This window comes from Methylobacterium sp. CB376 (genome assembly GCF_029714205.1).
GTDB lineage: Bacteria > Pseudomonadota > Alphaproteobacteria > Rhizobiales > Beijerinckiaceae > Methylobacterium.
Genome location: NZ_CP121648.1, coordinates 1759383 through 1774446, shown reverse-complemented (window position 1 = coordinate 1774446; position 15064 = coordinate 1759383). Strand labels below are relative to the sequence as shown.

The 15064-nt window shown below is 70.2% G+C and carries 12 protein-coding genes; 3 read left to right on the top strand and 9 right to left on the bottom strand.

Translation table 11 applies throughout. The features are described from left to right. Window positions 1-38: 38 nt before the first annotated feature. From QA634_RS07910 to QA634_RS07895, 4 genes are all read right to left on the bottom strand, one after another. Window positions 39-590, bottom strand: coding sequence for a hypothetical protein (locus QA634_RS07910; protein ID WP_012331473.1), 552 nt, complete (start codon window positions 588-590; stop codon window positions 39-41). Window positions 591-782: 192 nt separating this feature from the next. Continuing rightward, a complete protein-coding gene (locus tag QA634_RS07905) occupies window positions 783-1133 on the bottom strand; it encodes a GCG_CRPN prefix-to-repeats domain-containing protein (protein ID WP_012331472.1) in 351 nt (116 codons plus the stop codon). Between the two features lie 218 nt (window positions 1134-1351). Beyond that, window positions 1352-2176 (bottom strand): DUF4344 domain-containing metallopeptidase, encoded by an 825-nt coding sequence (locus QA634_RS07900; protein ID WP_018262116.1) that lies wholly within the window; start codon window positions 2174-2176, stop codon window positions 1352-1354. Between the two features lie 471 nt (window positions 2177-2647). Next, window positions 2648-3442 carry a DUF4344 domain-containing metallopeptidase gene (locus tag QA634_RS07895; protein WP_018262117.1) on the bottom strand — a complete coding sequence of 265 codons (795 nt, stop codon included), beginning with the start codon at window positions 3440-3442 and terminating at the stop codon, window positions 2648-2650. Between the two features lie 902 nt (window positions 3443-4344). Between QA634_RS07895 and QA634_RS07890 the strand changes: the two genes are divergently transcribed. Both QA634_RS07890 and QA634_RS07885 read left to right on the top strand, forming a co-directional pair. Then, complete coding sequence (locus tag QA634_RS07890; RefSeq protein WP_043700954.1) at window positions 4345-5997, top strand: bifunctional aspartate transaminase/aspartate 4-decarboxylase; 1653 nt, start codon at window positions 4345-4347, stop codon at window positions 5995-5997. Between the two features lie 158 nt (window positions 5998-6155). Continuing rightward, window positions 6156-8330, top strand: a complete 2175-nt coding sequence (locus tag QA634_RS07885) for a hypothetical protein (protein ID WP_012331468.1) — start codon at window positions 6156-6158, stop codon at window positions 8328-8330. Window positions 8331-8602: 272 nt separating this feature from the next. Here the strand turns inward: QA634_RS07885 and QA634_RS07880 are convergent, their stop codons facing one another. From QA634_RS07880 to QA634_RS07870, 3 genes are all read right to left on the bottom strand, one after another. After that, window positions 8603-9109, bottom strand: coding sequence for a hypothetical protein (locus QA634_RS07880; protein ID WP_012331467.1), 507 nt, complete (start codon window positions 9107-9109; stop codon window positions 8603-8605). 279 nt (window positions 9110-9388) lie between these two features. After that, window positions 9389-10129 carry an ABC transporter ATP-binding protein gene (locus QA634_RS07875; RefSeq protein WP_012331466.1) on the bottom strand — a complete coding sequence of 247 codons (741 nt, stop codon included), beginning with the start codon at window positions 10127-10129 and terminating at the stop codon, window positions 9389-9391. After that, window positions 10126-11256: an FtsX-like permease family protein gene (locus QA634_RS07870; protein WP_012331465.1), complete on the bottom strand. Its 1131-nt coding sequence runs from the start codon at window positions 11254-11256 to the stop codon at window positions 10126-10128. Before QA634_RS07870 ends, QA634_RS07875 begins: the two co-directional genes overlap by 4 nt. A 126-nt stretch (window positions 11257-11382) precedes the next feature. Between QA634_RS07870 and QA634_RS07865 the strand changes: the two genes are divergently transcribed. Then, the gene (locus QA634_RS07865) at window positions 11383-11784 is read left to right on the top strand and encodes a hypothetical protein (protein WP_265576560.1); all 402 of its coding nucleotides are present in this window, start codon (window positions 11383-11385) and stop codon (window positions 11782-11784) included. A 289-nt stretch (window positions 11785-12073) separates the two neighbouring features. Here QA634_RS07865 and QA634_RS07860 read toward each other — a convergent pair whose 3' ends face one another. Both QA634_RS07860 and QA634_RS07855 read right to left on the bottom strand, forming a co-directional pair. Continuing rightward, complete coding sequence (locus tag QA634_RS07860) at window positions 12074-12328, bottom strand: hypothetical protein (protein ID WP_012331463.1); 255 nt, start codon at window positions 12326-12328, stop codon at window positions 12074-12076. A 1577-nt stretch (window positions 12329-13905) separates the two neighbouring features. Then, complete coding sequence (locus QA634_RS07855; RefSeq protein ID WP_012331462.1) at window positions 13906-14979, bottom strand: NAD-dependent epimerase/dehydratase family protein; 1074 nt, start codon at window positions 14977-14979, stop codon at window positions 13906-13908. Between the last annotated feature and the right edge of the window lie 85 nt (window positions 14980-15064).

The following is a 15064-nucleotide window of genomic DNA, read 5'->3' as shown; positions in this document are numbered from 1 at the left end:
GCGCCCGACCGGCTTGATCGGATGGGACAGCGGGCCGGTCAGGCCGCGCGGCCCGACAGCATCAGGGCCCGCAGCCGCTCGCGGCCGAGCACGCGCCCGAGCTCGCGCCACGTGAAGTAGGGCACGAGCGCGACGGTCATGATCACCGCGATGACCACGAATCCCCGCACGCCGCCGCCGCCGATGGCCGGGAGGCTCTCGGCGAGCGGGCGCCCGTTCCACAGGTGGATCAGCGTCTCCTCCACCGCGTAGGCGCAGACGAGGAGGAGCGCGAACCCGGCGGAGCGCAGGCCGATGGGCAGGATCAGCGGCCTGCCCTCGAAGCGCAGGCGGGTATCGAAGGCCTCGGCCACCAGGACGACCTTCGCGAGGATCCAGGCATTGAGGAAGGCGAAGCCGTAGAAGCGGAAGCCGATGCCGTGCCGCGACAGCACGATCGATTCGTGCAGCACCAGCACGCCGAACACGACCCAGAGATAGGCGAAGATCGCGGCGATCCGCCGGGCCTCGTCGGCGATCCGCCGGCCGATGCGCCGCCAGCGGCCGTCGGGGACCTGATCGGACACCGTGTCGGTGGAGATGCCCGTCATCCCGCCCTCCTCTGGATCATCCCCGCCGCCCGCGACCCTCCGCGGCGAGCGCGGCCCTGCCTCATGATGCGGCCCAGGCCCGCGCAGCCCCGATCGCCCGCCCGCGGGAGCGCCGGCGCCGCGGAGCGAGGCGCAGCGCGGGCCGCCCGGCCCGCGCGGGCGGCTCCCACCGGCCGGCTCGGGCGGCGGCCCCTACCGCCGGCCTCTTCGGCCGCCGAAGCCGCGCGCGCCGTAATGGCCCACGCGGGCACCGTAGCCCCGGCCGGCATAGCCGCGGTGGCCGTACACGCGGCCGCCATAGACCCGCCGGCCGTAGACGCCGCCCCGGTAAACGCCGCCCCTGTAGACGCCGCCCCGGTAGACACCGCCCCTGTAGACGCCCGGCGCGCCGTAATAGCCGCCGTAATTCGGTCGGCAGACGCCGTAGACGTTCCGGTGGAAGCCCGGGCCACATCCCTGCGCGGCGCTCGCCGGGGCGGGGCCGAACCCGAGCAGCGTGCCCAGGAGCAGGGCCGCCAGGGTAACGGGAGAGAACAGCTTCATGGAGGCCACTCCTTGTCTCCGGTTGTCAGGACTCTGAGAGCCGGGTCCGGTGCCCGGCATGGCGCGAGATCGGCCATTCGACGGGGTCGTACCGCCCTTGCGGCGACCCGGCCCGGCACGCGGGGCCGGGTCGAGACCGGTCGGCCGGCCCGTCGCGGCGCCGGCCGGACCGGGGGCGGCGAGGACGGGGCCAACCTGCACGAGGGTGGGCGACGACATCAGAACATCCACTGGAAAGCGCGGCGGAGGCGCGCGCGCGCGATCCGTCCGTCGCGCAGATGGCGCCGGAAGAGCTTGCGCAGCGAGTACGCGGCGAGGTCGTACTCCGCCCCGCACTGGGCGGCGCGCGCCCTCGGCAGGGCACCGCCCTCGACGAGGTAGCCGAAGGCGCGGCGGTCGGCGCCGTAGGCGAGGCAGAGAAGATTGTAGAGGCGCTGGAAGGCGAGGCTGTGGTCGTCGGCGAGCACCGCCTCCTCCGCCTGTTCCTCGGCCGCATGGCTGCGGAAATGGTGCGCGATGCCGTCGATGATGGGCCGGGCCTGTGCGGGCGGCAATTCGAGCAGCACCATCGCGGCGAACTGGTCGGCCGCGTCCTCCTCCCGGCCGAGCACCGGGACGTCGAGCAGATCGTAGAGGGCGTGCCCGGTCTCGTGCAGGACCACGAGAGCGATGGGACCGAAGACCGCGGCGTGCCGCGCCACCCCAGCCTGGGGGGTCTCCTTGGGCGCCCGATCCTGGACGTCTCGGACGTACTCATAGCAGATCGTGACCAGCCGGCTCTCGGGCGCGTACCACGCGTTGACCTCGCCGTCGCAGGCCGAGAATTTCAGGGTGAGCGGCCGCGGCAGGCGGACGCCGATGATGTTCCGCAATTCCTCGAGCACGCGGCGCCCCTTGAGGTCGCGGTAGATCGCGAGCGCCTCCGCTTGCACCGGACGATCGTAAACGACGCGGATGAGAGCATCGCGGGACGGGGTCGCCCAGCCCGGCACGGCACTGCCGGCCAGCGCCAAACCCGCCGTCAGCCCGAGGGTGCGCCGCATGTCGCCGTCTCCGGATATGCCGCGCCGATGCGAGACGACGCGCACGACCGCGCCGGGGGCAAGGCGGAGCGGCGTCCCCCTCGGGGCCGGCGCCCGCCTCATCCCGCGAGCCGGGCACCGCGGTGGTACCGCGACCGGCGCACGGCGATGTACGAGGGAGGTCTCGGGCCATCGCTGCCTTCATCTCCGATCGAGGTCACCGCCGAGGCGGGTGAGCCCGTCCCCGCGAGAATGACCGCTCCCGCGGCAGGTGCTTGATCGAACGAGACCTGGATCGGCATCCGCCGCGCGCGAGACGGTGAGGGACGAAAGGTCATCGCGGCGGCACCGATCGAGGGTCCGGCGGTGGCGCTGCGACGCGTGGCGCAGATCGGCGTCGCGCGCCGAGGGATCGGCGGGAGCCGCGCATGGCCGGCGCACCTCGCCGCGGCCGCCGGTGCCGGCATCGACACACGACGGCGGGCCCGTCCGCTAACGCGACCGCCACGCGCGCCGAAGATGGGCGCCGCGATGGGGGCGCACGCGAAGGTGCGGGGCGATGAGCCGCTCGAACGCGTACGAGACCTGCGCGGCCTCCTCGCCGCACCGCTCCGCCCGCTCCTTCGGCAGATACCCCTTGGTGACGATGTCGGCGTAGCGGCGCGGATGCGCGCCATAGGCCAAGCAGGCGAGATTGTAGAATCGCTGCCACGACAGGCCGTGCACGTCCGCGAAGCTGCCCTTGTCGACCGGCTCCTGTCGGCCGAGTGCCGCGAAGAAGTATCCGCTCCCGCTCACGACGTCGCGCGCAGGGGCCGGCGCGAGTTGCAGCAGGATCAGGGAGGCAAGCTGGTCAGCCGCGTCCTCCTCGCGCCCGAAGATGGGGACGCGCAAGAGGTGAAACAGCGCGTGGCTGGTCTCATGCATCAGGATCTGCGCGACCGGCCCGCGGATCGCCTGATCCCGGGTGACGCCGGCCGGAGACCGCGCGCGAGGCGCGAGGGCCACGACGCCCGCGACCATCTCGTAGCACATCGTGACGGAGTGATTGTCCGGATCGTACCACGCGTTCGGCTCGCCGCCGCACCCCTGCATGCGGAAGGTGAGGCGGTGGGGAAGGCGAACGAGGCGGATCACATCGGCCAGCCGCTCCAGCACGCGCTGCCGCCGCGCGGTCCGGTAGATGTCGCGATGCGCGGGGTCGCTGGGCGGCACGTAACTCACGACGACGCGCGCGGGCTTCGCGGCGGCGTGAGCGGGAACGCACGTCACGAGACCGGCCGCCATCAGGACGATCGCGCGGAGTGCCCTGCGATGGATGCGCGATGCCCGGCCAGGTTCGCGGTCCGGCCGACGCGGGCTTCGCAGACGCACCTGACCCACCGCGCCCTCCCGATGTCGCGCGCGCCGTCGCGCTCGCGGATGCGCCCGATCCGGCCGGCGTGATCAGTGGGTCGCCACGCCGCGCCCGAGCCAAGCGATCAAGCCGCGCGATGCTGCGTCGCAATTCCTGCTGAATAGAGCCGCCACCGCCCATACCCTCGCACCGCACAAGATCTGTGGCAATGAGATTTTACGTAATTCAGTGAAGGCGTACCGATCCGTGTCCCGTTCGATCAAGCACCCGGTCGGTCGCACCGTAAACACTTTAGGAAACGCTGCCTCGGCTGTGCCTTCGGACCGCAACGCGATCTGACGGAAGTCGAGATACGGCTGCCCGCGGAGACCGCCTCGTCCTCGAGGGGGGCCTCCTCGGTCGGGCGGCCATGCGGGGAGGGAGGCCATGACCGACCGGCGCGTCAGGATGTCCCGTGCTCATCCTGATCTGGCCATCGTCTCGTCCCTCGTGTCCGGCCTCGCGATCACGCGGAGGAAGGTCGCGGGACCCGGTCCCGGACACGTTACGGCAACCCTGCCGGCGGTGGTCGCGGTCGCGCAGCCCGCGATCGCCGGCGCGACCGAGGTCGGATCGGCCACACCCTCACCCGCACCTTCGTCGCGATCGGGTCGGCGGCCACCTCGGCGCAGACCGGGTCCGCGCCGCTGCCGGGATCGGCTCCGGGATCCGCTCTAGGACGAGGGCCCCGGCTCTCGGCGTCGGCCCGCCCCCGGCCCCATCGGGCTCGTCACCTGCGGCACGGTCACGGCCATTGTCTTGCACGACAATTCATATCTCCGGGAGGATGACGATGACTGATGTGCTGAACCTGAAGAACTTCGAGTCGCTCAGCCCGTTCGAGATCAAGGACGAGTTGATCAAACTGGCCAAGGAGACGTCCCGCCGGACGCAATCGGCGTTCCTCAACGCGGGTCGCGGCAATCCGAACTGGGTCGCGACGACGCCGCGCGACGCCTTCTTCCTGCTCGGCCAGTTCGCGATGAGCGAGAGCAGGCGCGTGATGAGCCACCCCGCGGGGCTCGGCGGCATGCCGCAGGCCGCCGGGATCGCCGGCCGGCTCGACGCGTGGCTGGAGCGGCATTCCGATCTGCCCGGGGCCTCCTTCCTGGCCGCGATGGTGCCCTTCGCCGTGAAGGCGTTCGCGTTCGATCCGGACGCCTTCGTGCACGAGCTCGTCGATTCGATCGTCGGCGACAACTACCCGGTGCCTGACCGCATGCTCGTCCACAACGAGCGGATCGTGCACGAATACCTGATCTGGGCGATGTGCGGGAAGCGCGCGCCGGCCGGCCGGTTCGACCTCTACGCGGTCGAGGGCGGAACGGCGGCGATGTGCTACCTGTTCAAATCGCTCAAGGCCAACCGGCTGCTGCTGCCGGGCGACACGATCGCCCTCGGCACGCCGATCTTCACGCCCTATCTCGAGATGACGCATCTCGAGGATTACGCGCTCAACGTCGTCCACATCAAGGCGCCACAGGAGAACAAGTTTCAGTACACGGATGCGGAGATCGACAAGCTTCTCGATCCCAAGGTCAAGGCCTTCTTCGTCGTCAATCCCGGCAACCCGACCGGGATGGCGATGAGCGCGGAGACGATCGCCAAAATCACCGAGCTGGTCAAGAGCAAGCGGCCGGATCTGATGATCCTCACCGACGACGTCTACGGCACCTTCGTGCACGATTTCCGCTCGCTGATGGCCGAACTGCCGCACAACACCATCGGCGTATATTCCTTCTCGAAGTATTTCGGCTGCACAGGCTGGCGCCTGGGGGCCATCGCGATCCACGAGGACAACATCTTCGACAAGATGATCGCGAAGCTGCCGGCCGACGTGACGGCGGACCTCGACAGGCGCTACGGCCCGCTGACGCTGGAGCCGCGCAAGCTCAAGTTCATCGACCGCATCGTGGCCGACAGCCGCGACATCGCGCTCAACCACACCGCCGGCCTCTCCCTCCCGCAGCAGGTGATGATGAGCCTGTTCTCGCTCTCGGAGCTGATGGACGACAAGAAGGCCTACCAGGAGGCCTGCATGGAGATCGTCAACCGGCGCGTCTGGTCGATGATCGAGGGCCTCGGCCTGCATCTCACGCCGAATCCGAACTTCGACGCCTATTACGGCCTGATCGACTTCGAGTTCTGGGCGCGCAAGAACATCGGCGAGGAGGCGGTGGAGTACCTGAAGCGCACGGTCCACCCCCTCGACCTCGCGTTCCGGCTGGCCGAGGTGCACGGGATCGTGCTGCTCAACGGCGGGGGCTTCGAGGCACCCGACTGGTCGCTGCGGGTCTCCCTCGCCAACCTCCCCGACGAGGTCTACGCCGATATCGGTCGGGGCGTGCGCGCGGTGGCCCGCGGCTACCGGGACGCCTACGAGGCCGCCAAGCGTGCCAGCGGCGCGGAGGCGACGAAGGACGTCGAGCCGGTACCGGCCGAGTGATCCGGGATCGGCTTGATCGAAGCGGCTCCCGGATCACGCGCCTGCGCGGCGCCTGAGCGCGGCGCCTGAGCGAAGCCGATATCCGCATGGCCGAAATCGGAGATGGCGAAGCACTCAACCGGATGGCGTATGAGTCCGGCTCGACCGGGGAACCGAGGATGGGCGCGATCGACGACGCGGCCGGCACCGGGAAGGCCCGTCCCGTCCTGCCGGCGGGACGGCTCCGGCGCATCCTCGCGGCGGGGCTGCTGCTCCTGGTGGCGCACCCTGCCGCGGCGCGGACGATCTACGTCACGCCGGAGGGAGGCGGCCCGGGATACGGCGCGGACGGCCGCATGGTCGCCCCGCGCACGGAGGCGTTCGCGACGGAGACCCTGCAGGGATTGCGGCCGGGCGATGTCGTGCAGCTCCTCGCCGACAGCCCGGCGCCGGATGCGGTGACCCGCTATGCCCGGCGGGTCACGCTGTCCGGAGCGGGCGAGCGGGACGCCCCGCCGGTCGTCGTCCGCGGGCTCGGCCTGCGCACCCGGATGGTCGGGCGGACGATCGAGGAGATCCGCGGCTGCCCGATGCCGGAGGCCGACGTCGAGCAGCCCTGCGGCGACCTCGCGACGGCGCTCGCGGTTCCCCGGGCGCCGGATCTCCTCGGCGCGCTGACCGTGGCGGCCTCGGCGGTGGAGCGGGACCGCGGCCGCCGCTCGCGGCTCGCCATGCCGATCGGGCGGGCGGGGCGGCTCGCCGAGGCGGCCTGCCTCGACATCGACCGCGCCGACGGCGTCGCGATCGAGGATCTGACATTCCAGGGGTGCTGGCTCGCGGCCGTCCGGGCGATCGACAGCCGGCGCGTCACGCTGCGCCGTTCCCTGGTGATCGGCAGCAGCTACGGCCTCGCGGCGCGCGGCAGCCCCGACCGCCCCGCCGACACGCTCGTGGTCGAGGACGTCACCTGGGTGCAGGACGCGAGCGGCTACGAGGAGGCCGCCCTGACGCGCGAGGGACCGTTCCGCTGCCGCGACGGCCGGGTCGGCGCGTTCGGCTGCGCGGGCCTGATCTGGCGCAGCATTCCCTGGGGAGTGACCCACCACGGTGCCTACGACCACTTCAACGGCGCGCTCCTGGGCGGTGCCGACGTGCGCGGACCGATCATCTTCCGCCGCAACACCGTCCTGTCGGCCTATAACGGCCTCCGGGTCAAGGCCGCCGCCTGCGAGGATCTCAAAGCATCGGCCCTGTCGCCGGCGACTTGCCCGTTCAACCGGGACGTCTGGATCTACGACAACTTGTTCGCCTTCGTGCGCGACAATCCGGTCGAACTGGAGACCTGGGCGATGGAGGTGCGCATCGCCCGCAACCGGATCGTGAATTCCCACGCGTGGTTCTCCTTCGACGACATGGGGGGCGGGCCGGTCTACGTTTACGGCAACCGCGGCTGGTTCGACGACGTTCCGGCGATCGACCGTCCCGGTCGCCCCTCTCCCCTGCCGCCCTGCGCGCGTCAGCCCATCGAGAAGCCGGAGGCCGGCGGGGCCTTCGACCCGAAGCTCGACCGCCGCTTCGATTTCACGCGCGCCCGCTGGCTCGCCGTCGGAGTCGAGAGCGTCGCGCCCTCCGGTGAGGTCACCTGGATGGATCCCCGCGATCAGACCTGCGACGCGAGCCTCCAGGGCCGGGTCGTCAAGCTCGCGCTTCCACCGCGGGGCGCGGAGCCCGATTCCTACCGCTACGCGGAGCACGGCCCGATCTACGTGTTCAACAACAGCTGGTACCTGCGCTCGCCCGTGACCGGGATCGGCGCCGCCGCGAACCTTCGGCACTGGAACAATGCCCTGCTGTTCTGCGAGCCCGACGCGCCCGGCTATGACGCGGATCTGTGCCGGACCCGGCCCGAGACTTTCGACGCGAGCACCTGCGGCCGAGGCGTGGTGCGGGGGGACGACCTCGCGCGCTATCCCGGCGAGACCGGATCGAGCCCGTTCTTCGACTGCTTCCGGTGGCTGCCGGTCGACGAGCAGGGGCACGACCGTCCCGAACTCGCGAGCGCGTTCGATCACGACGTCAGCAGCAACGGCTTTCCGGTCGCGCTCACGCGGCAGCGCGGGATCGAGAGCCACGGGCGAACCGGCAGCCCCGGCTTCACGGCCCCGGAGCGGGGAGATTTCCGGCTCCTCCCGGGGGCGCTCGCCGCCACGGCGGCCTGTGCAGTGACGGAGACGCCCGATCACGGCCTCGTCTGTTCGCAGGCCCCGGGCGGCCGCGCGTTCGCCGGCGCCTACGATCGCGAGGGCCAGCTCTACGACGGACCCGCGTCCGCACGCTTTCGTCCCCCCGAGTAGATCTGACGGCGAGAGCACTCGGCTCACGCCGATCGAGCGACGGAGGGGCCCCAGGCGGGCTCCCTCGCGGCCGCCGGGTCCACCGCCAGGGACACGACCGTCGGCACGCGGCCGGCGGCAGCCATTGTTCCGGGACATGTTCGGAGAATGCCCGCGCGCCGCGCCGTGCGGGGAGAGTGCGGCTCATGCCGAGCGGTCGGACTCGGCCCCTGCTTCTCTCCGCTCGGCGGCGTTGCCGGAGCTTCGGCGCGTGCCGCCGGGATGGCCGCTCATCACCCGACGGCGGACAGCCGAAAGCCGGCATTCGCACCTGCGCCCCTCATCCCGCTCGCAGAGCGATGGCGGAAACAACCCGGCTCGTGAGCGAGGCGGATGGTGACGGCGTCCCGCGCGAGCATCCGCCGCATCACTCGCGCCGACCCTGCGTAGATCGGGACGGCCCTCACGACATCCTCCTCGCAGAAGAGGCGGTCGAGGACGGGCACGTCGCTGAAGGTGGGCGGGACGGGAACGGAACCGGCGATCAAGGCGAACGGGATGCCTCGCCGACGCAACTCGTGAGCGAGCGCGAAACAAGGACCCTGGCGGAGGTTCACGCTGACGAGCGCGAAGTCGGGAGGGGCTGCGTCCAGGCTCTCGATCGCGTCTCGGCAGGTGGCATAGGGGCCGCTGACCCCGCACCCCGCGTCGGTCAAGATGTCCTCCAGCCACATGCCGGGCAAGGCCTGCGACTCGGCCACGAGCACGATCAGTTGCGGCTTCGCCCCTCTCACCTGCATCGCTTCGCTCCCCTTCGTTCTGTTATGGCCCCAGCGTACATCGGACAGGCTTCTCCGCATTGCGCTAGATCAAACCCAGCCTGGACGCGCCGCATACTGTGGGGCATGCCGGATTCGCTGCCGCGCGATAGCGTTGCATGCGATCGAACAAGAACGAGATCGTGAGGGTTGCCGACGAATGCTGGTCCAGGCCAGCGTGCCGCCCGGCACCATGCTGGATCCCGAGCGGGTCGGCTTCGCGCACGGGACCATCGTTCGCGCGCGGGCGACGAACGCGCCTCAGGTGCCTGCGCGGGACGCATTCGGGTCCGGCGCCCCGCTGCCGCTTGCGTCCGGCCGAGTCTCGCGAATGATCGCGCCATCCTCGATCTGCACGATCCGGTCGGCGAAGTGGAACAGCCGCGCGTCGTGGGTCACGACCAGGACGGCGCGCCCTCGCGCCCTGGCGATCGAGGACAGGATGGCCATGACACTCCTGCCGTTCTCCGTGTCGAGCGCGGCCGTCGGCTCGTCCGCGAGGATGATCGAGGGATCGGCGACCAGGGCGCGCGCGATCGCAACGCGCTGCTGCTCGCCGCCGCTCAGCTCGCGCGGGAAGGACTTCAGCTTGGCCGACAGACCAACGCTGCCGAGGACCGCGACGCTCTTGGCCACCGCCTCGGGGCCGCGCTCGCCGCGAACGTCGAGCGCAAGTTGCACGTTCTCCGCCGAGGTGAGCGTCGAGAACAGGTGGTAGGACTGGAAGACGAAGCCGATGTGCTGCCGCCGGATGGCCGCCAGCGCTTCGGGACGGGCGTCGCGGGCCGACACGCCGCAGACCCGAACGGTGCCGCTCGTGGGCGTCAGCATGCAGCCCAGAATGGACAGCAAGGTCGTCTTGCCGCTGCCCGATGGCCCCGCGAGGATGGTCAATTCGTGGCTGCGGATCGTCAGATCGAGCGTCCGCAATGCCTCGACGCAGGTCGGCCCGCGCCCGTAGGTCTTGCTGACCCGTTCGGCTTCGATGATCGCCGCATTCATCGCGTGAGCACGCTTGCGGGATCGACGCGGATGATCCGCACGATCGAAGCCAGCCCTGACGCGACGCACATGACGAGCGTCACCGCGAAGGCAATCGTGACGAGGCCGGGGGTGATGACGACTGGGATGATGCTCGTCGCGGTGAGGTGTCCGACCGCGATGCTGATCACGGTGGCGACCGAGAGGCCGATCAGCGCGTTGACGAGCGCTTGGCAGGCGATGACCCGGTAGATGTAGCGGTTGGAGGCGCCGATCGCCCGCACCATCGCGAATTCGTAGAGGTGCTCCTTCGTGCTGGAGTAGAGCGTCTGCGCGATGATCACCGTTCCCACGATCACCGACAGCAAGGCTCCCGCGACGAGTGCCGCGCCGGCTCCGGTCCGATAGAGCCAGAAGTTGCGGGAGCGCGCGCGGAACTGATCCGGCGTGAGGGCCTCGATGCCGGAAATGCGCGAGAGGGCGTCCTGACGGAGGCGTTCGAGGTCGGCTCCGGGCTTCATCCTGACGAGGAAGTACGTGACGAGATTCGCGGGCAGCCCGACATAGGACCGGGCGTTGCGGAAATCGGCGAAGACGTAGGGCCTGGTCGTGAAGGAGCGGAGGCCGGAGGTCACCGGGCCGACCGTGACCGGGTGACCGCGCACCTGCGCCGCCTCGCCGCGCGCGGAAACCCCGAGCTCGGCGGCGTAGGAGCGTTCGAGGGTGACCGTGCCCGGGGCCGCGAGGTCGTCGAGCCCGCCCTCGACGATGTTCCACGGTGCCAAGCCCGAAGCGGGGTCCGAGGCGATGACGAAGATGCCGACCAGCCCGCCTTCGGGCGGGATCCAGGCGGAGAAGCCCGCCACCACCGGAATCGCGTCCGCCACCCCGTCGAGGGCGCGCAACTCCTCCCGCATGTCCGAGTCCAGGATCGAGAGGTCCTCGAAGTATTGCGTCCCCTTCGACATGATCCAGATGTCGGCCGAGGTATGATCGACGATGAGCGTCACCATGCGCCCGAAGCCGTAGAACAGGCCCATCTGCACCAGGATGAGAACCACCGAGAACACGATGCCGGTCACCGCGGCCGCGAAGCGGAGCCGGTCCTGGAACAGATTTCGAAGCGCCAGGGTCAGGACGAGCGGCATTCCGGAGTCCAACTTGCGCGATCAGCAGGTGCGAATTAGAACATGATCTTCGGCAAGGCTACTTGATCCGGGTCAACAATGAAGTGCCGAAGCTGGCTCCCTGTGCGGCCGGGCGGAGCGCATGATGTGCTGGTAGCCCCTTCGCGAACGCATCCATCGCGACCGGGGCTCCGCGGGAGCGCCGGCATCGTCGTCGCCGTGATGGCCCTGGGCCACGCGGCGGCCCGGGCGGAGGAGGCCATCGAGGGCCGCTACCTGCAAAATCGCCCCTGCCGCGGCGACAACAGCGATCCCGCAAACCTCAAGGTGGCGATCACACCACAAAATATCACGTATTCGGGCGGGACCTGCGCGATCAAATCCAGACGCAGCGAGGGCACTAAGATCATCTTCGGGGTTTCGTGCCGGTTCCGCGGGGGCGGCACGATGGGCTCGGACATCGCCTTCACACCCGGGCAGGGTGGAACATGGCATATGACCGAGAGGGAAGGCACGTTCGAAACCGACATTCACCGGTGCCCGGACTGATCCCAGGACGTCTCTCACCGGAAGGTCGGACCTTCCCTCCTTCGGACATGCCGCAGCGCGCGTCGGTCCCTCCTGGGACCCGCAAGAGCATCGCGATTGGCGCCTGCGCGGCTCGGGCCGCGGGCGGTCTCCTCGACCGGCGACCATCGGCCTCCGGACAAGCGTCCTGCGGGCCTCCGCCAAGTCCAGGTCGGTCGCCTGCGCCGCGTCGAGGATGAGGGGGTGCCCGCCCTCCCCGCGCGCCGGCCTTCAGCGTCGAGCGCGCGGCTTGCGCAGGTTCCGGGCCCGCCTACCGGGCGATGGCGGCGGAGGACATCTCAGCGCGATCCAGCGCGTTGAAGACCTGGCGGCACGCGGTGCTGAGGATTTTACGCTGGCGTCGCAGGCACGCCCTGATCGCCGGGACGTCCGGGATCTCGCTGCTGCAGAGACGCCACACGTCCGGGGTGCAGGCCGCTCGGTCGGCCGCCGTTTCCGCCAAGCTGGTGGTTGCCGTACAGACGATCAGGCCGACGGTGGCGACACCGAAACCAAGCTTACGCATGCTCGTCTCCCTGAAGGCAAGTTCTCCCAGCTCTCCATCCCCGTCACGTGATGGAGCGCATTTTTTTCTTAATTGGCTACATAGATCGGGCGCCAAGCCACGTCTGCGCCATGACACGTGGCAAATTTTTTCGTTTAATGCTGAATTTCGTCAGCATCTCGCGCCGAATGTTCGAACAACGGCGCCTTCTACAGACAGGTTAACGCATGGCTTGGCCGTGGCAAGTGGGAGATGCGAGAAAATTGCAGAGCTTTTGGCGGCACCGGGCCGGAAGCATCGGCCCAGCGTCGGGTCGGCCGGGTTTGAACCTTGCCGAACCCGCCCGCGACCTGAGATACCTCCCGCTCGCGCATCGACCGCGAGGAGCATCGGCTTTGTCGGTCAAGAACAGTGCTGCCGTACTTGCGCTGGTGACAGCAGTCGCGGCGCCCATCGCGGCCCGAGCCTGGGGCATTCCCGGGTGCGCCAACCTCCCCGAGTACAATCGGGCCCTGGGCGCCCTCCAAGGACTGACAACCTGCGGCATGACCATCGAAGAGGCTCGCCGCGTGGTCGCGGCTCATGCCGGCCCGGCAGCCGCGGATCAACCCGTGGGGCCGGCACCGCGCGCCCATCAGCGCGGCCAGCGAAGGCCGCCCCATGTCCAGGCACCGGGCCGCGACGTCACATCGCCTCACGCCGATCCGAAACGCCGCGCTCGGACGCCCAAGGGCAGCCCAGGGTAGCAGGACGGGTTGGGATGCCCGCCGGGCGTTCTGCTGCCGGCAGGATTGCATCGAGCAGCCCGCGGCAGCCTGCAGCCAACCGAACCGGACATCCCGACCCGGCGATGGCGGCGGCCCGGCCGCGACGCGTTCACCGGGCGCGAGGCGCGCCCCACGGACATCCTCATCCGACATCCGGTTGATGGCTTCGCCATCTCCCATGTCGGCCATGCGGATGTCGGCTTCGCTCAGGCCTGTGATACGCGATCCGCTTTGATCAAGCGGATCGCGTATCACCCGTCCGCTCGCGTCGCGGACCAGAGCGGGCGAAGGCCGCGCCAAGCACCTGCCGGGAGGGATCCTGCGGGGGCTGGTCGCCGCACCGGCGCCCGGGTCAACCAGACCTGCCGGCCCGGCCGCCGCCCCTCCTGCCACGCACGACGGACTCGCCGCGATCCGCGCCAAAAGAAGAGGCGCCCGGACGCGTGACCGTGCCGGGCGCCTTTTGAAGGCGTGCGGCCCATCGTGATCGAGGACGTGGATGCGGACCGCGACTGACACTTGGATTGCCATGGTTAACAAATCGTGACCAGCAATAGGACCAACGCCCCGCATCGGGCGACGAGGCAACACGCGCCGGCAGCTCGAACCGGTCGGCCGCACGGATCCCGCTGAGGCCGAGGCGCGCCGCCATGCCCGGGCGCAGGAGCAGGCCCTGGCCGCCCGATCCGAACCAGGCGGCCTCCGCGAAGCCCGGGGGGTGGTTCACTCGGTCGCCACGGGGCCCAGCTGGATGGAGGCCGGCTCGTGCCGTCCCGAGCGGCGGGGCCGCGGGCTCGCCGAGCGGTACGGGGCCGCTCACCGCGGTTCCGCTCAGGCCGCGTCCGAGGTGTTGCGCGAGATGGGCGCAACCGGGTGAGCGTGACCCTGAGCAGCCGTGCCTGCGCCCGGCGCGGCCGCATCGCCGCGCGAGGTCGCGCCGCTCATGAGCCAGGCCACCGCCAGCGCCAGGGCTTCGTCGATCGGTCTCGGCCTGTATCCGAGTTCCCTGCGGGCCTTGCCGTCGTCGAACGGGGCCGAGCGACGCGCGAGGCGCACACCTTCGCGCGTGGCGACCGGAGGGCGTCGCGTGAGGTGATCGGCGGCCCACTCGGCCACGGCCGCCACCGTCATGGCGATGCCGCCCGGGAGCGCCACGGACGGCATCGGCCGGCCCGACAGATGCTCCAGCCTGGCCAGGAGTTGCCGAAGCCGAACGTTCTCACCGCCCAGCACGTAGCGCTGACCAGGACGCCCCCGCGCGCCCGCGAGGCGGAGCCCTTCGGCTGCGTCGCGCACGTCGACGAGGTTCAGCGTGCAATCAAGGAAGACCGGTGCATGCCCGTTCAGGAACAGGGACAGCATGGCCGCGGGCGGCGTCATGTTCCGGTCGTCGGGCCCGATCGGCACCGTGGGGCTCGCGATCACGACGTGGCGTCCGGCCGCCGCGGCGGCGAGCGCTGCCTGTTCGGCGAGGCATTTCGACCGCGTATAGGGACCGGACATCCGGTCGAGGGGCGGGAGATCGTCCCCGCGCACCGGCGCAACGTCGCGCGATCGGGTGAGCAGCACGGCCTCGGTCGAGCAATGGACCACCCGCACCGCGGCAGGCGCGGCGGCCAGCAGGCACCTCGTCCCGTTCGCGTGGACGCGGGCGAAGGCCCCCCGGTCGGCGGACCACAGGTGCGGGATCCCGGCGAGATGGTAGACCTGCCCGACCCCGTTCATCGCGGCCGAGAGCGCGGCTTCGTCGAGCACGGAGCCGCGGCGATACTCGACGCAAGCCGGAAGGCCGTGCGGGTCGCCGCAATCGAACACCCGCACGGTACGCCCGGCGGCAAGCAGCGACGCGACCAGATTCCGGCCGATGAAACCGCATCCACCCGTGACGAGATCGACGGAGGGCATCGGTAGCCTCAGCAGATCGATAGAGAATGCTAACGCCCCACCGTGATGTGCAATTGATCTTGCTCAAGATGCTCCGAACGGCCGT